At 70.6% G+C, this 15867-nt stretch carries 14 protein-coding genes; 10 read left to right on the forward strand and 4 right to left on the reverse strand.

The window, feature by feature from the left end:
• The first annotated feature begins 12 nt into the window (after positions 1 to 12).
• The 4 genes from ACZ56U_RS14860 to ACZ56U_RS14875 all read left to right on the forward strand — a co-directional run bounded on the left by ACZ56U_RS14860 (position 13) and on the right by ACZ56U_RS14875 (position 2712).
• Positions 13 to 540 carry a winged helix-turn-helix transcriptional regulator gene (locus ACZ56U_RS14860; RefSeq protein WP_469084669.1) on the forward strand — a complete coding sequence of 176 codons (528 nt, stop codon included), beginning with the start codon at positions 13 to 15 and terminating at the stop codon, positions 538 to 540.
• A 60-nt stretch (positions 541 to 600) separates the two neighbouring features.
• A complete protein-coding gene (locus ACZ56U_RS14865) occupies positions 601 to 903 on the forward strand; it encodes a DUF6412 domain-containing protein (protein WP_469084408.1) in 303 nt (100 codons plus the stop codon).
• A 113-nt stretch (positions 904 to 1016) separates the two neighbouring features.
• Entirely contained in the window at positions 1017 to 1715 is a 699-nt protein-coding gene (locus ACZ56U_RS14870) for a YidC/Oxa1 family membrane protein insertase (protein WP_469084409.1), read from the forward strand.
• Positions 1716 to 1854: 139 nt separating this feature from the next.
• Positions 1855 to 2712, forward strand: a complete 858-nt coding sequence (locus tag ACZ56U_RS14875) for a fumarylacetoacetate hydrolase family protein (RefSeq protein ID WP_469084410.1) — start codon at positions 1855 to 1857, stop codon at positions 2710 to 2712.
• A gap of 59 nt (positions 2713 to 2771) precedes the next feature.
• On the opposite strand, the gene ACZ56U_RS14880 is transcribed toward ACZ56U_RS14875, so the two are convergent.
• Entirely contained in the window at positions 2772 to 3281 is a 510-nt protein-coding gene (locus ACZ56U_RS14880) for a heme-degrading domain-containing protein (protein WP_469084411.1), read from the reverse strand.
• The gene (locus ACZ56U_RS14885) at positions 3278 to 4354 is read right to left on the reverse strand and encodes a Gfo/Idh/MocA family oxidoreductase (protein WP_469084412.1); all 1077 of its coding nucleotides are present in this window, start codon (positions 4352 to 4354) and stop codon (positions 3278 to 3280) included. Before ACZ56U_RS14885 ends, ACZ56U_RS14880 begins: the two co-directional genes overlap by 4 nt.
• A 56-nt stretch (positions 4355 to 4410) precedes the next feature.
• Here ACZ56U_RS14885 and ACZ56U_RS14890 point away from each other — a divergent pair, with 56 nt between their 5' ends.
• From ACZ56U_RS14890 to ACZ56U_RS14915, 6 genes are all read left to right on the forward strand, one after another.
• The gene (locus ACZ56U_RS14890; protein ID WP_469084413.1) at positions 4411 to 5520 is read left to right on the forward strand and encodes an ROK family transcriptional regulator; all 1110 of its coding nucleotides are present in this window, start codon (positions 4411 to 4413) and stop codon (positions 5518 to 5520) included.
• 1016 nt (positions 5521 to 6536) lie between these two features.
• On the forward strand, positions 6537 to 7319 hold the full coding sequence (locus tag ACZ56U_RS14895) for a hypothetical protein (protein WP_469084414.1): 783 nt from the start codon (positions 6537 to 6539) through the stop codon (positions 7317 to 7319).
• Between the two features lie 97 nt (positions 7320 to 7416).
• Complete coding sequence (locus ACZ56U_RS14900; protein WP_469084415.1) at positions 7417 to 8196, forward strand: HAD-IIA family hydrolase; 780 nt, start codon at positions 7417 to 7419, stop codon at positions 8194 to 8196.
• 207 nt (positions 8197 to 8403) lie between these two features.
• Positions 8404 to 8988: a hypothetical protein gene (locus ACZ56U_RS14905; protein WP_469084416.1), complete on the forward strand. Its 585-nt coding sequence runs from the start codon at positions 8404 to 8406 to the stop codon at positions 8986 to 8988.
• Positions 8989 to 9037: 49 nt separating this feature from the next.
• Entirely contained in the window at positions 9038 to 9643 is a 606-nt protein-coding gene (locus ACZ56U_RS14910) for a class F sortase (RefSeq protein WP_469084670.1), read from the forward strand.
• 394 nt (positions 9644 to 10037) lie between these two features.
• Positions 10038 to 11057 (forward strand): glycoside hydrolase family 6 protein, encoded by a 1020-nt coding sequence (locus ACZ56U_RS14915; RefSeq protein WP_469084417.1) that lies wholly within the window; start codon positions 10038 to 10040, stop codon positions 11055 to 11057.
• 76 nt (positions 11058 to 11133) lie between these two features.
• Here the strand turns inward: ACZ56U_RS14915 and glxA are convergent, their stop codons facing one another.
• Both glxA and ACZ56U_RS14925 read right to left on the reverse strand, forming a co-directional pair.
• Complete coding sequence (gene glxA / locus ACZ56U_RS14920) at positions 11134 to 13071, reverse strand: radical copper oxidase GlxA (RefSeq protein ID WP_469084418.1); 1938 nt, start codon at positions 13069 to 13071, stop codon at positions 11134 to 11136.
• The gene (locus tag ACZ56U_RS14925) at positions 13068 to 15059 is read right to left on the reverse strand and encodes a glycosyltransferase family 2 protein (RefSeq protein ID WP_469084419.1); all 1992 of its coding nucleotides are present in this window, start codon (positions 15057 to 15059) and stop codon (positions 13068 to 13070) included. Before ACZ56U_RS14925 ends, glxA begins: the two co-directional genes overlap by 4 nt.
• Positions 15060 to 15867 lie beyond the last annotated feature (808 nt).

Raw genomic sequence — 15867 nt, forward strand, 5'->3', positions numbered from 1 at the left:
AAGGTGGACGTCATGGCACTGGGCAAGGACTACGTGACGCAGGAATGCTCGATGGCCCGCGCGCTGGAGATCGTCGGCGAGCGCTGGACGCTCCTCGTCGTCCGCGACGCGCTCTACGGCGTGCGGCGCTACAACGACTTCCTCGTCCATCTCGGCATCCCGCGCGCCGTCCTCGCCGCCCGCCTCCAGACGCTCACGCAGGAGGGGGTCCTCGAGCGACGCCGGTACCAGGAGTCACCGCCGCGCGACGAGTACGTCCTGACCGAGCGCGGCACCGAACTGTGGCACGTGGTCCGCGCGCTCGGTCGCTGGGGCCGTGAGCACTACGACAGGACGGTGCTGCGCGTCTTCCGGCACGCGGAGTGCGGCACCGAACTCGGCGGGCAGGGCGAGTGCCCCGCCTGCGCAACCGTCGTACCGCCCGCCGACGTCCTCATGGTGCCGGGCCCCGGACTCGATCCGGACCCGGCGGATCCGGTCAGCCGGGCGCTGCTGAGGCCCAAGCGGCTGCTGGAGCCGGTTGTCGTCGATCAGGTATAGATCAGGTATAACCGACAGCGGCACCCGAGACGGCCGACGACAGACGGAAGGGAGCAGCCGATGATCCGCAACCCGCGCCCCGCCGTGGCCCTGCTGCTCCTGATCCTCCAGGTCGCCCTGCTCGACACCGGCAGCCTCTCCGCCACCGTCGCGCTCGCCGCGACCGCCGCGGCCGGCTCCGCCTTCGCCGCCTGCTCCCTCGTCGTCTCACGCTGCGCGCCCGCCGTACCGCCCACCCGGGTCCGTACGGCCATCCGCGACCGCGACCGCCGTACGGCCTTCCTGCCGCAACGCGACCCGGACGCCAAGGGCCGCACCAGGCCCCGCGCCCCCGGACACGCCCTCCGGACGACCGCCGCGTAGGGCACCGCACAACCCACAGGTGACCCCACGCGGGTCGTCATGCCGCCTCACCACCCCGGATCGCCGTATCCGGACCCGCCCCGGCACTGACGAGACCCCCGGAGGGCTCACCCATGTCCGTCTTCGCCACCCTGGTCGAGCATCTCGCCGACCTCCTCCAGCCGCTGCTCGGCGCGTCCGCCGCAGCCGGCGCGATCGTCCTGTTCACCGCGCTCGTACGTCTCCTCGTCCACCCCCTGTCCCGCGCGGCGGCGCGGGGGCAGAAGGCCCGGACCGAACTCCAGCCGAAGATCGCCGAGCTGCGCAGGAAGCACGCCAAGCACCCCGAGAAGCTCCAGAAGGCCGTACTGGAACTGCACGCCGAGGAAAAGGTGTCCCCGCTGTCCGGCTGCCTGCCGAGCCTGTGCCAGCTGCCCGCCTTCTTCCTCCTCTACCACCTGTTCTCGAACACGCACAACGAGCTGCTCACCCACCAGCTGTTCGCCGCACCCCTCGGCGCCCACTGGGCGGACGCGCTCGACACCGGCGGAATGTTCGGCGGCGCCGGGCTCGTCTACGTCGGACTGTTCGCGCTGGTCGCCGCCGTCGCCGCGTTCAACTTCCGCCGTACGAGGCGCATGATGGCCGCGAACCCGGCGGTGCCGGTGATGGACGGACAGCCGGTGCCCGGCATGGGGGCGATGACCAAGGTCATGCCGTTCATGTCCTTCTTCACGCTCTTCACCGTGGCGGTGGTGCCGCTGGCGGCGGCGCTGTACGTCGTCACGAGTACGACCTGGAGCGCGGTGGAGCGGGCGTACCTGTACCGCTGAGCCGCGCCGGGTCCGCGAGGGCGGCGGTCCAGTCCGTGAACCGGGTATTGCGGACCGGACGCCGACCTTGGAGGATCGGCCAGTCATCCGATGGCTGCACCCATGGGATGGCGGCCCGCGATCGAGGGAGATTGTGATCATGAAGCTGCTGCGAGTCGGTACGGCCGGAGCGGAGACGCCCGCGCTGCTGGACGCCGAGGGGACGCTGCGGGACCTGAGCGGTCTCGTCCCGGACATCGACGGAAGCCTGCTCGCCGACGACGCCGCGCTCGGGCGGATCCGCAGGGCCGCGGAGGCCGGCGAACTGCCCTCGCTGGACACCACCGGGCTGCGCGTCGGACCGCCGCTCGCCCGCATCGGCAAGATCGTCTGCATCGGCCTGAACTACCACGACCACGCCCGCGAGACGGGGGCCGAGCCGCCCGCCGAGCCGGTGATCTTCTTCAAGGCCGCGGACACCGTCGTCGGCCCGAACGACACCGTGCTCGTACCGCGCGGGTCGGCGAAGACCGACTGGGAGGTCGAGCTGGCGGTGGTCATCGGACGTACGGCCCGCTACCTGGAGTCCGACGCCGAGGCGCTCGCGCATGTCGCGGGGTACGCGGTGGCGCACGACGTGTCCGAGCGGGAGTTCCAGATCGAGCGGGGCGGGACCTGGGACAAGGGCAAGAACTGCGAGACGTTCAACCCGCTGGGTCCGTGGCTGGTCACGGCGGACGAGGTCCCCGACCCGCAGAACCTCTCCCTCAAGCTCTGGGTCAACGGCGAGCTGAAGCAGAACGGCACCACGGCCGAGCAGATCTTCCCGGTGGCGGAAGTGGTGCGGTACGTCAGCCAGTTCATGACGCTCTACCCCGGGGACGTCATCAACACGGGCACCCCGGCCGGGGTCGCGCTCGGCCAGCCCGAGCCGAAACCGTTCCTGCGCGCCGGGGACGTGGTGGAGCTGGAGATCGAGGGGCTCGGACGTCAGCGGCAGGAACTCAAGGACGCCTGAGAGCGGGGGAACCGCGCGGCCCCGGTCGCGCGGTTCCCCACCTCCCTCGGACGGACGACCTAGGCGTACTTCTCGAGGAACCGCTCCAGCGCCTCCACCACGAACTTGTGGTCCTGGAGTTGCGGAAGGCCGCTCACCGTCACCGTGCCCACGACCCCCACGCCCTCCACGTTGATCGGGAAGGAGCCGCCGTGGGCCGCGTACGCGTCCGGGTCCAGGCGTGAACTGTCCTCGAACGTCGTGCCCTTGGCGCGGAAACGGGCGCCGACCAGGTAGGAGGCGGAGCCGTAGCGCTCCACGACCCGGCGCTTGCGGTCGATCCAGGCGTCGTTGTCCGGCGTGGAGCCGGGCAGGGCGGCGTGGAAGAGCTGCTGACCGGCCCGGTGGATGTCGACGGCGACGGGGGCCTGTCGTTCGCGGGCCATCTCCACCAGCAGCGAACCCAGCGCCCACGCGTCCTCGTAGGTGAACCGGCGGAAGACCAGGCGGCGCTCCTGGGCCTCCAACTCCTCCAGGGGCGGAGTCAGTTCCGGGTGGAACTTCGGGGTCAACTCGCCGCTGTGCGTCACAGCTTCACCACCACTTCGTCGTGGGCCGAACGGCGGGCCGCCTCGAGCACGTCGAGAGCGGCGGCCGCCTCCAGTGCGGTCACCGGGTTGGGACCGCCGTCGAGCAGGGCCTTCGCCACGGCCGCATAGTAGGCGGGGTAGTCACCCGGGAGGGTCGGTTCGGCCCGGCCGCCCCCGGTCACCGGCGACTCACCGGCCCCGACCCGGCCCCACATCGACTCGGGCTCCACTCCCCACTCCGTGCCCCGGCCCGGCCGCTCGCCGTCCTTCAGGGCCGCTTCCTGGGGATCGAGCCCGTACTTCACATAACCGGCCCGCGAGCCCAGCACCCGGAAACGGGGCCCGAGTTGGGCCGTGGTGGCGGTGGCGTACAACTGTGTCCGCACCCCGTTCGCATGGGTGAGCGCGATGAAGGTGTCGTCGTCCGCCTCGGCACCGGCCCGCCGGACGTCGGACTCGGCGTACACGGCGCTGACGGGGCCGAAGAGCACGAGCGCCTGATCCACGAGATGGCTGCCGAGGTCGTACAACAGACCTCCGATCTCTGCGGGATCGCCGGACTCCCGCCACCCGCCCTTGGGCTGCGGCCGCCACCGCTCGAACCGCGACTCGAACCGCCACACGTCTCCCAACTCGCCGCGCTCCAGGAGCCCTCGCAGCGTCAGGAAGTCGTTGTCCCACCGCCGGTTCTGGAAGACGGAGAGCAGCAGCCCCCGCTCCTCGGCGAGCGCGGCCAGCTTGCGCGCCTCCGCGGCCGTACCGGCGACGGGCTTGTCGACGACGACAGGCAGACCCGCCTCCAGGGCGGCGGTGGCGAGGGACACATGCGTCTTGTTGGGCGAGGCGACGACGATCAGATCCAGCTCGCCGGCCCGCCGCTCGAAGAGCTCCTCGGCCGAGGCGACCACCGTCACGTCCGGGTACGCGGCGCGGGCCTGCGCCTGGCGCTCGGGATTCGAGGTGACCACCGTGTCGAGCGCCAGGCCCTCGGTGGCGGCGATCAGCGGGGCGTGGAAGACGGAGCCCGCGAGGCCGAAACCGACGAGGCCCACGCGGAGAGGGGTACCAGTCATGAGTCCCACTTTCGCAACGCTGTTGCCAAAGTGCAAGCGCCGGGGAGAATGGCGGCGTGGACAGGACGAAGAAGGCGACGAGCGGCAGGCACCTCCCCGGAGTGAACCTGCTCGGCCTGCGCACCCACAACGCCGCCCTGCTCCTGGACCTCCTGCGCACCGCGGGACCCGAGGGCATCAGCCGCCTGGAACTCGCCGACCGCACCGGTCTCACCCCCCAGGCCGTCAGCAAGATCACCGCGCGCCTCCGGGACGAGGGCCTCGCCGCCGAAGCGGGCCACCGCGCCTCCACCGGCGGCAAACCCCGCACCGTACTGCGGCTGGTACCGGACGCCGGCCACGCGGTCGGCGTCCACCTGGACCGCGACGAGCTCAGGGCAGTGCTGGTCGATCTCACCGGCACGGTGCTGGCCGAGCGAACCGCCCCGCTGGGTCTGGCCGCGGGCGAGGAGGCCGTGGTCCAGGGCGTGGCCCGCGAGGTGGCGACACTCACCGAGCCCCTGACCGCACCCCCGCTCGGAGCGGGCATCGGCCTGCCCGGCCCACTGGACCACACCCGGGGCACGCTGAACCGGGTCACCGGCTTCCCCGAGTGGAACGGCTTTCCGCTACGGCAGACCTTGCAACGAGAACTCGGTGTACCGGTCGTCGTGGACAAGGACACCAACGCGGCGGCCCTCGGACTGGCGGTCGCCGGCGCGGGGGAGTCCTTCGCCTACCTGCACTTCGGAGCGGGCCTCGGCGGAGGCCTGGTCCTCGGCGGCACGGTGCACCGGGGGGCACGCACCGGGGCGGGCGAGTTCGGCCACCAGGTCGTACAACTCGACGGTCCGCCGTGCGGCTGCGGCAACCGCGGGTGCGTGGAGGCGCTGTGCCTGGCCGCGGTGGCGCGCGGCGACATCGAGGAGGCCGCGCGCGTCCTGGGCACGGGGGCCGGCAACCTGGTCGCGCTCCTGGACATCGACGTCGTCCTGCTCGGCGGGCGCACCGTGGCAGAACACCCTGAATGCTTCACGCAGGGCACCGCGGCGGTCCTCGCGGAGCGAGCCCAGAGGGTCGGCGAGGCGCCGGTCCCGGTCCGACTGGCCACCCACACCGGCCGCGAGGTGGCCGAGGGCGCCGCCCACCTCGTACTGGCCCCCCTGTTCGGCAGACCAGAGTCCTGAAACGGGACCGCCGCGCCCTGAGGGCCCGCCCCCACGCACCGTGACCGGTGAGCGTTTTTCTCGCCCCCGCCGCCCCTACCCGTCCCATCCCCAGGGGCTGCCGCCCCTTCGACCCCGCGCCCTGGGGGCTGCGCCCCCAGACCCCCATCGGCCCTGAACGGGCCTCGTCCTCAAACGCCGGACGGGCTGAAAAACAGGCAGGCGCCCCCAGCCGGGAGGCGAGGCGCCCCGCACCGGCGCCACGGCGGGAAGGGACGGCCGGGGATGGAGGGGCCCCACGCACCGCCACCGGCGCCACGGCGGGAAGGGAAACGCACCGGAGCTGGATGGGCCCCCACGAACCGCCACCGGCGCCACGGCGGGGAAGGGGAACGCACCGAGGTTGGAGGCCCTGCCCCCACGAACCGCCACCGGCGCCACGGCGGGAAGGGAAACGCACCGGAGCTGGATGGGCCCCCACGAACCGCCACCGGCGCCACGGCGGGGAAGGGCAACGCGCCGAGGCTGGAGGCCCCGCCCCCACGAACCGCCACCGGCGCCACGGCGGGAAGGGAAACGCACCGGAGCTGGATGGGACCCCACGAACCGCCACCGGCGCCACGGCTGGGAAGGGCAACGCACCGAGGCTGGAGGCCCCGCCCCCACGAACCGCCACCGGCGCCACGGCGGGAAGGGAAACGCACCGGGACCGGATGGGCCCCCGCGGACCGGCCACCGGCGCCACGGCGGGAAGGGAAACGCACCGGGACCGGATGGGCCCCCGCGGACCGGCCACCGGCGCCACGGCGGGAAGGGGACGTACCGGGGGGTGCCCGCCCGCAGTGTCGGGCGTCCGACCTACGGCACAGCTTGGTCCTACAGCACCGCCCGACCGAGGACGGACACCCCCCGGTGCGGCCCCGACCCCCCCACGCACCGCGGAGGCGCAACGCGCACCCGCCGATCGGGCGGCATTCCACTCCCACCCGGAGTGCCACCCCCCAATCCCGCCCCCCACCCGTCATGGTCATGTGTTCATGCGACTGTTCACGCCCCTCTCCTCCTCCCTCCCCCTAGCCGCAGCAGCAGCCGCCCTCCTCCTCCCCACCCCCGCCCACGCGGTGGCCGCGGCCCCGGCCCCCACCACCTGCACCACCCACGACACCCGCACCTTCCCCCTCACCACCCGCATCCACGGCGGCCCGGACACCTACGAGGCCGGCGGCGGCTACGGCACCTGGTACCTGGACCTCACCAACACCACCCGCCGGACCTGCGAGGACATCCACCCGGTCGTCGTCCTGGTCGACAAGAAGCACGCCCTCGAACGCGACCAGCCCCAGCTCGAGTTCTACGATGGCGCAACCCCCCGCCCCGTCCGCTTCGAACCCACCGACCAGGACGAACTCGTCGGCGCCTTCGGCGGAAAGGGCGTCACGGTAGGCCCCGGCAAGACCCTCACCGTGAAGGTCCGCCTGGCCCTCACCTCCGACGCCGTACCGAACGAAATCACCGCCAACGCGGCCGTGGTGCAACGCCACGACCACGACGGCGACTGGGTGGGCCAGTCCAACGACTACCGCTTCACCATCGAGACCGAGCCGGACTCACCCACCACCCCCGACCCCACCCACCCCGGCACCCACCCCAGCACCCACCCCAGCACCCGCACCCCCACCCCCACCCGAACCCACCCCGAAGAACTGGCCGACACCGGCCTCACCGCCCCCACCGGCATCACCCCCACCGCCGCCCGCACCCTGGCCGCCGCCCTCCTCCTGACCACCGGCGGCACCCTCCTCCTGACCCGCCGCCGATGAGCCGACCCGAAGCCGGCCATTCCCTCAAGATCCGGCCACTGTCTAGGCTGGGCCCGACGCAGCACCGCGTACATGCGTACGGCAGGAGATCCCGCACATGGCAGACCGCAGGCCCATCGAATCGTGGCTCACCGACATGGACGGTGTCCTCATCCACGAGGGCGTACCGATCCCCGGCGCCGACGCCTTCCTGAAGAGGCTCCGCGAGTCCGAGAAGCCCTTCCTGGTCCTCACCAACAACTCGATCTACACGCCGCGCGACCTGCACGCCCGCCTGCGCCGCATGGGCCTGGACGTCCCGATCGAGAACATCTGGACCTCTGCCCTGGCCACCGCGCAGTTCCTGGACGACCAGCGGCCCGAGGGGACGGCGTACGTCATCGGCGAGGCGGGTCTGACCACCGCCCTGCACGACATCGGCTACATCCTGACCGACCACGAGCCCGACTACGTGGTCCTCGGAGAGACCCGCACGTACTCCTTCGAGGCCATGACGAAGGCGGTCCGGCTCATCAACGACGGCGCGCGTTTCATCTGCACCAACCCCGACGAGACCGGCCCCTCCGCCGAGGGCGCGCTGCCGGCCACCGGCGCCGTCGCCGCCCTGATCACCAAGGCGACCGGCAAGCAGCCGTACTTCGCGGGCAAGCCCAACCCGCTGATGATGCGCACGGGCCTGAACACGATCGGCGCGCACTCGGAGACCAGCGCGATGATCGGCGACCGCATGGACACGGACGTACTGGCGGGCATGGAGGCGGGAATGCAGACCTTCCTGGTGCTCACCGGCCTGACCCGCCCGGACCAGGTGGAGAACTTCCCGTACCGCCCGTCCAAGATCGTGGACTCGATCGCGGACCTCGTAGACCGCATCTGAGAACCCGAAACGCACCGAAACCCGGAACGCACCGAAACCCAAAACGCGCCCCCGGACCCGAAGCGCGCCCCCGGACCCCAAACGCGCCCCCGGACCCGAAGCGCGCGCCCCCGACACAACTCGACGACTCATACGGAGCAGCGGCGGCCCCCTGCGGATGCGGGCCCGCCGCCCCCGGGGGACTCTCCACATATCTGGAGGTTCACGATGGGTCCACTACGCCTCACGCTCTGCACCGGACTGTTGGCCGTCACCGCGGCAATCACCGCCGTCACCGCCGCCGTAACCACCGTCACCACCGTCACCACCCCAGCGGCACACGCGGCCGAAGACGCCGGCGTCACAGTCACCCCCTCGACCCCCCGCCCCGGCACCGACATCGCCCTCCGGGTGAGCGGCTGCACCACCAGGACGGGCACCGCGACCTCCACGGCGTTCGTCGCCGACGTGCGGCTCGCCGGCACCGCCGGGGGCACCCTCACCGGCGAGACCCGGGTCCGCTCGGACCTCACGGCAGGTTCCTACGACGTCGAGTTCACCTGCGGTGACACGTCCCGCAGGTCGGCACTGAACGTCGTGGAGAAGACCCCGCACGCCACCGCGACCCCCGCGCCTCGCACCACCCCCACCGCGCCCGTCCACGCGGGCGGCGGTGGCGCCGCCCACCTCGCGTCGGTGGACGACGCCGGCCCGGGAACCGCGCAGGCGGTGACCGGCCTGGTGCTGGCCGCGGTGGCCGCGGCGGCGGCGGTGGCGCTGCGAAGGGTCCGCCGGAGCCGTGGGACGGACTGACGTGCGCCCCTTGGGAACGGGCCGCCTGCTGACCGGGGTGGCCTGGGTGATGCTGCTGCTGGGCCTGTGGCTGTGGGGCCGGGAGGTCACGGACGTACGGCACGGGATATCCGCCCCGACGACCGGCGACGTCGCGGCGGTGGGACGCCCGCCCGATGTCGATCTGCCGCCCCCCGTACGGCCGTTGCGCCCGGCGTTGCCGCAGCGCATCGACATCCCCGGGCTGGGCGTGCAGGCCCCCGTGGTGGCGCGTGGACTGGACCGGGACGGCGCGATCGACCCGCCGCCGTACGAGCAGGCGGGCGTGGTCGGCTGGTACGCGGCGGGGGTGAGACCGGGGGCGGCCGGGGCGGCGCTGATGGTGGGGCATGTGGACACCAAGACCCGCCCCGCAGTGTTCTACCGGCTCAGCACGCTGAAGCCCGGGGAGACGGTCCGGGTGATCCGGGACGACGGCAGGGTCGCCGAGTTCACGGTGGACGACGTCCAGGTGGTGGCCCGCGACCGCTTCGACGCCCACCAGGCCTACGCCACCCACGAGCGGGGCCGCTCGGAACTGCGCCTGATCACCTGCGGCGGCACCTTCGACCGGGCGACCCGCAGCTACACGGCGAACGTGATCGTCTCGGCGTACCTGACAGGCACCGGCCTCTGAAACCCCCGCCCCCACGGAGATCCACAGCCCGGAGATCCACCCACCCGGCGATCCGCCCCCCGCGATCCTCCGCTCGGCGCTCCCCAAAACCAGGCCCGGTCGGCGGCCCGCTCCCCCTGAAGCCGCCGACCGGGCTGGTCCTCAACCGCGGGCGCACGGGATGCGGGAGTAACCCGGCGCCGGACGCGGGAGGTTCGCAAGCCAGAAGTGGTGGACACTCGGCCGGGGACTCGGGCCTTCTCCGGGAAACTGTAGAGCTGATGGCCGCTGAGGCCTATAGGCAGTCAGGACCACCACCGCTGTAACAGCTCCCCGACAAGCCCCGGGTGATCTCCTGGCCTCAGGGCACGTATGTCAGGATTGACCCTTGGACTGCCCACCGAGGGGGATTTTGATGTACGGCACGAGGGGGGCCGGAATGAGGACGTCCGCGATGGTGCTGGGGGCGGCACTGCTGATCGCCGGATGCTCCTCCTCCGGGGACAAGGACGATCCGGACGAGTCGGCCGGCGCGAAGATCACGCAACAGCCCAAGGGGACCGACCCGTTCTGGGTGAACCCGGAGGGCAACGCGGCCCAGCAGGTCGCAGAGTACGAGAAGGCCGGCAAGGACGCGGACGCCGAGCAGATCCGCAAGATCGCCGAGCAGCCCACCGGGCAGTGGATCGGCACGGAGAACCCCGAGCAGGAGGCGCGCGGCTTCACCGAGGCCGCCGACAAGGCGGACCGTACGGCTCTTCTGGTCCTCTACAACATCCCGCACCGCGACTGCGGCCAGTACTCGCAGGGCGGCGCCGCCGACGGCAACGCCTACCGCGGCTGGATCGACGGGGTCGCCGCGGGGATCGGGGACCGCGCGGCGACGGTCATCCTGGAGCCGGACGCGATCCTGCACCTGGTCGACGGCTGCACCCAGGACGAGTTCCACGAGGAGCGCTACGACCTCCTCCAGGGCGCCATCACCAAGCTCAAGTCCCTGAAGAACACCAAGGTCTACCTGGACGCGGGCAACGCCGGCTGGGGCCATCCGGACCAGATCTTCGAGCCGCTGAAGTGGGCGGGCGTCGACAAGGCCGACGGTTTCTCGGTCAACGTCTCCAACTTCTACTCCACCGAGGACTCCATCGCCTACGGCAAGCAGCTGTCGGCGAAGGTCGGCGGCAAGCCCTTCGTCATCGACACCAGCCGCAACGGCAACGGCCCGTACACCGGCGGCAAGGCCGACGAACGCTGGTGCAACCCGCCCGGCCGCGCGCTCGGCGAGACCCCGACGACGAAGACGGCGGACCCGCTGGTCGAGGCGTATGTCTGGGTCAAGCGCCCGGGGGAGTCGGACGGCGAGTGCAAGGGCGGCCCGAAGGCGGGCCAGTGGTGGCCGGAGTACGCGCTGAACCTGGCGAAGTCCAGCAAGTAGCCGCCGTACGACGAGGAAGGGCGCCCTCCGTGATGGAGGGCGCCCTTCCTGCTGCGCCGTCTGAGCCCGGCAGGGCCTACGGCACCTTCACCCACTGCGCCTTGGACGGCGTCCCCTGGTCGTCGTCGACGAACAGCATGTACCAGCCCGACTGCACCAGGTTCCTGTTCTTCGGCACCGTCACCTTGATCTTGTCCCCGGACACCTTGTAGTCCAGCTCGATCGACCGCTGGTCGACGTCCGTGACGTGCGTCGCCGCGCTCGGCCGGATCAGCCGCACCTTCTCGATGGTCGAGGCGTGCCGCGAGGTGAACGTCGCGGACCCGCCGCGCTCGACGGTCTGCGGACCGCCGGACAGGGAGGGCCGCGAGTCCCGGTAGAGGTACGGCGGCGTGTAGATCTCGATGCGCTGCTCGAACTCGCCCGGCTTGGTGTTGGCCTTGTCGCTGTAGAGCGAGTCGGAGCCGAAGAACATCACCCGGCCGTCGGGCAGCAGGATGGACCCGGAGTGGTAGTTCCGGCCGACCAGCGGGTCCGCCACCTGATCGAAGGTGTTGGTCTCCGGGTGGTAGATCCGCGCCTGGAGGATGTTGGAGTCACCGCGCCCGCGGTAGTCCTCCGAACCGCCCGACACCAGCACGGAGTCGTCGGGCAGGACCGAGATGCTCGGGTACCGGGTGCCCTTCTCCAGCGTCGGCCCGTCCACGAACTTCGGGTCGTCCGCCTTGAGGTCGATGATCCGGGTCTTGTCGCTGGACAGCTTCGACTCGCCGACCCCGCCGCCGCCGACCACCATGTACTTCTCGTCCTGCGCCGGCGCGAGCAGCACCGTGCCGGAGGTCTCCAGCAGCTTGGCGTCGCTGAGCCCCGGCAGCTTGGTGAACTTGTTGGTGTCGACGTCCCAGACGCCCGGGTCACGCCCGATGTCGTCCGGCCCGTAGCCCGCGTTGGACCCCGAGTAGAAGACCCTGCCGTTCTGCATGAGGAACAGCGCGGGGTACGTCGGGAACTGGCGGGTCTTCGGCAGGTACGTCCAGGTCCTGGTCTTCGGGTCGAAGACCTCGTTCTTGCCCGGCACCAGCTGGCCGATGTCGTCGAGGCCGGAGACGCTGAGGATCTTGCCGTCGCTCAGGGTGGTGAGCGTCGGGTACCAGCGGGCCTCGTTCATCGGGTCGACCTTGATGTACTTCTCGGCGACCGGGTCGAACTCGTAGGCGTCCCGGATCCCCTGGAAGTCCTTCTTGTCGAGGGCGAGCTTCTGCGCGATGCCGTAGGTGTTGCGCGCGTCGGTGCCCGAGAGCCCCTGGATCCGGTAGTTGTCCTGGGTGCCCGTCTCGTACTTCGCGCCGGACTTCTGCGCCTCGACGTAGATCCGGCCCAGCCCCGGGTCGTTGCGCAGGAACACGCCGGTCTTCTTGTCGAAGACCTTGGTGGCCCGCTCCACGACGACCGGGTCCTTGGACACGAACGTCCTGCCGTTCTCCTTGCCGGTGAACTTGGTGCCCGCGGGCAGCGTGATCGGCTTGTCCGGGTTCTCGTTGTGGACGATCATCAGGCCGCCGGCCTTGGTGACGTCACCCTTCAGCTTCTCGTACCGCTTCGTACCGCCCGCGATCAGCAGGTTGCCGTTGGCCAGCTGGGTGTGGCCGGTGCAGAACAGGTCGGTGGGCGTGGGCACCTTCTTGATGGTGCCCTTGACCGGGTCCCAGATCCGGGTGTCGAACTTCTTCGCGTCGAAGTTGTCCTGGTTGTTCCCGGACCCCGCGACGAGCAGCACCTTGCCGGTGCGCAGCAGCGCCGCGTGGATGGTGTTCTGCCGGTACTCCTCCGGGAAGTCGACGACCTCCCACTTGCCGTTCTCGGCCTTGTACTCCGGTTTGTTGATTTGGTACTGGTGGTATTTCTCGGTCCCGAAGCGGTAGAGCCACGGCCCGTTCATCCCGGCCAGTGCGAGTACCACCGCCGTGCCTATCGCTAGGCGACGGGCCCGACGGCGTCCGGCACGGTCGTTCATTCCTTACGTCCCCCAAGTCCACCCAGGGCGATTTGCATGGTCTGGTCGTTGCCCCCGCCTGCGCCGCTCCCGCTGTCGTGCGGGGCGTTCGAGGCGGCCCAGCTCGGCTTCTGCGCCGGGGCGTGCTGGGCGGGCAGCGGCTGCGGCTGGTACTGCGCCTGCGCCGGGGCCGCCGGGCTCTGCGGTTCCTCGGCGGGCTTCTTCCTCTCCTGGCGCAGCATGTGCCGCCAGACGAGGATCGGCGTCGCGGTGATCAGCATGGCGAAGATCGCCCAGATGATCATCGCGGGGTGCGAGTGGCCGTAGACGAAGCCGGCGGCGATCGAGGCGCCGAAGATGGCGATGAAGTACCAGTGGTAGCGGAAGGTCCCGAACCACCGGTCGGGGCTGGCCGAGTCGCCCTTGGGGGTGACGACGAACTTGCTCTTGCGGCGCAGCGCGGAGTCGATCAGAGCCTTGGCGTAGAGCGGGGCGGACAGCGCGGACATCACCATGCCGGCCACACCGCCGGAGCCCTCCGGCTCGTGCGGCGAGACGTTGTGCCGGCGGTTCCAGACGTACAGGCCGATCTGGAGGGCGGAGGCGTTGCCGTAGAGCATCAGCCACACGGTCGGGTCGATGTTCACACCCGAGGCGCCCAGGCCCAGGAACAGCGCGCAACTGAGGGCCGCGAGGATCCAGTTGAGGGCGGACATCGGATAGAAGATGATCATCATGGTGTAGTTGAAGAGCTTGCCCGGAGGCAGGGAGTACCAGCCCTTCCAGTACTGCTTGAGGATCGTCTCGTACGTCCCTCGCGACCAGCGCATCTGCTGGGTGAAGAAGTCCGTCCAGGCGCTCGGGCCCTCGCCGACCGCGAGCACGTCCGGGGTGTACACCGAGCGCCACTTGCGGCCGGTCGCCGGGTTCTTGTGGCGGTGGATCTCGAAGCCGGTGGCCATGTCCTCGGTGATCGAGTCGTACAGGCCGCCGATCTGCTTGAGCGCCCTGATCCGCACCGCGTTGGAGGTGCCGACGAACATCGGGGCGCCGTAGTAGTTGCCGGCGCGCTGGATCAGGGCGTGGAAGAGGAACTGCTGGGACTCGGCGGCCTTGGTGACGAAGTTGTCGTAGTTGCCGTACACCTGCGGGCCGATGACGAAGCCGATGTCCGGGTCGCGGAAGAAGCCGAGCATCCGCTCCAGGTAGTTGGGCAGCGGCACGTGGTCGGTGTCGACCGAGGCGAAGAAGTCGTAGTCGTCGCCGTGCGCGTCGAGCCAGGCGTTGTAGTTGCCGTGCTTGGTCTTGGCGCGGTGCGGGCCCTTGGCCTGGTTCCACTTGGCGATGCCCTTGCGGGAGAAGTGGTGCACGCCGAGCCGGGCGCAGACCTCCTTGACCTCGGGGTCGTCGCCCTCGTCGAGCAGCCACACATGCAGCAGGCCCCGGTGGCGCAGCTTGACGGCCGCCTCCAGGGTCTTGGTGACCATCTCCAACGGCTCCTTGCCGGGCACGAAGGAGGTGAGGAAGGCCACTCTCGTGCCGGTCTCGGGCACCACCGGGATCGGGTCGCGGGCGACCAGGGTGGCGTGCGCGTTGGACAGCACGTTCATGCAGCGGAAGAACTCGATCAGGCCGATCGAGACGAGCATCACGATGTCGAGCGCGGGCAGCCACTTGAAGTCCACGTAGTCGCGCTCGGTCCAGTGCTCGGGCTGGAGCAGCCAGAACAGCAGGACCAGGGAGAGCACCGGCGCGGCGGCCAGCATCAGGGCGACCCGTATGCGGTGCGTCTCCTGCGAGATCAGCGATCGGTACTCCACCTTGTACGGCTTCGACGGATCGGGCTGCGTGAGGGGACCGGCCAGTCGGCTGTAGTGCTCGTAGTCGTACTTCGGCAGCGTCTTCTTGATCCGGCGGAACGCTCCCGTCCGGGTCTGTGAGGCCACCCTGAGCTGGGTGGTTTGAGACGGATCGAAATCTTGCCGGGCGCCCGTCGGCGTCGACGTCATGAGTCATCCCCCCACACGCGCGTCATCGCGTGCTTGGTCGGTTCCTTACGCCTGCTCGAGTCCCCCTCGACTGTCACAGGCGTATCAGTGGTGGGTCGCAGTCACCACATTCTCCACATCCCTAGACATGGAACTGCGACCTTCCGGTTGCATGATGCCCCCCTCGGCATCGACATATCGAACGGGGCCCCTCTCCCCGCCGGACCGGCAACCGGTTCCTTACCCCCCAAGTGCCGCGTATCCGCAGCAACCTGAAAACCAGGTTTCTACGGTGTCAGGCATGATCGCAAGATGCGAAACGCGGTGTTTACCGGTCATACGCGTTCATTGTGGCCCCTGTGAGGGGTCTGCGGGGAGGGTGTGGACAGAAGGGAGCGGAAGGTGCCGAAGTGCTCCCGTATCGCCTCCTCTGCCCGTATCGCATCCTCGGACCGTACCGCATCCGAGCTCGTCGGACGCCCCCGGCGGACCGCCCCCGGAACCCGCGGCACACCCCTGGGACCCGTGCGTACACGGTGCAAGGCGACCCGGCGCCCCGCCCGGCGACACGGCGCCCGGCCCCGGCGCACGGTGGCGTGAAACGTGCGGTCGGTGCCGCCCGGGCCGCCGCCGCCCGCCGTTCCATACGGTCCACGGGCCCGTCCAGTTCAACGCGACCGGGAAAGGGGCCGCGGTCCGTCGCGGATGAGCCGTCCGATCCGCTTGCGGAGGTCGCGCGCTGCCATGGCGAGAGGGTATCCGGCCAGACACCCTGCCCGCCCCTCGTTCCGGTGAGCTACCCGTCCGCCCTGCCCTGACAGCCCCCGAC

Source organism: Streptomyces sp. NPDC034103, from assembly GCF_055575395.1.

Excerpts from the sequence above, each read along its gene's own strand:
- ACZ56U_RS14875 (WP_469084410.1), top strand. The coding sequence starts at position 1,855 with ATGAAGCTGCTGCGAGTCGGTACGGCCGGAGCGGAGACGCCCGCGCTG.
- ACZ56U_RS14915 (WP_469084417.1), top strand. The coding sequence starts at position 10,038 with ATGTACGGCACGAGGGGGGCCGGAATGAGGACGTCCGCGATGGTGCTG.
- ACZ56U_RS14895 (WP_469084414.1), top strand. The coding sequence starts at position 6,537 with ATGCGACTGTTCACGCCCCTCTCCTCCTCCCTCCCCCTAGCCGCAGCA.
- ACZ56U_RS14910 (WP_469084670.1), top strand. The coding sequence starts at position 9,038 with ATGCTGCTGCTGGGCCTGTGGCTGTGGGGCCGGGAGGTCACGGACGTA.
- ACZ56U_RS14885 (WP_469084412.1), bottom strand. The coding sequence starts at position 4,354 with ATGACTGGTACCCCTCTCCGCGTGGGCCTCGTCGGTTTCGGCCTCGCG.
- ACZ56U_RS14900 (WP_469084415.1), top strand. The coding sequence starts at position 7,417 with ATGGCAGACCGCAGGCCCATCGAATCGTGGCTCACCGACATGGACGGT.
- ACZ56U_RS14925 (WP_469084419.1), bottom strand. The coding sequence starts at position 15,059 with ATGACGTCGACGCCGACGGGCGCCCGGCAAGATTTCGATCCGTCTCAA.
- glxA (WP_469084418.1), bottom strand. The coding sequence starts at position 13,071 with ATGAACGACCGTGCCGGACGCCGTCGGGCCCGTCGCCTAGCGATAGGC.
- ACZ56U_RS14865 (WP_469084408.1), top strand. The coding sequence starts at position 601 with ATGATCCGCAACCCGCGCCCCGCCGTGGCCCTGCTGCTCCTGATCCTC.
- ACZ56U_RS14870 (WP_469084409.1), top strand. The coding sequence starts at position 1,017 with ATGTCCGTCTTCGCCACCCTGGTCGAGCATCTCGCCGACCTCCTCCAG.
- ACZ56U_RS14860 (WP_469084669.1), top strand. The coding sequence starts at position 13 with ATGGCACTGGGCAAGGACTACGTGACGCAGGAATGCTCGATGGCCCGC.
- ACZ56U_RS14905 (WP_469084416.1), top strand. The coding sequence starts at position 8,404 with ATGGGTCCACTACGCCTCACGCTCTGCACCGGACTGTTGGCCGTCACC.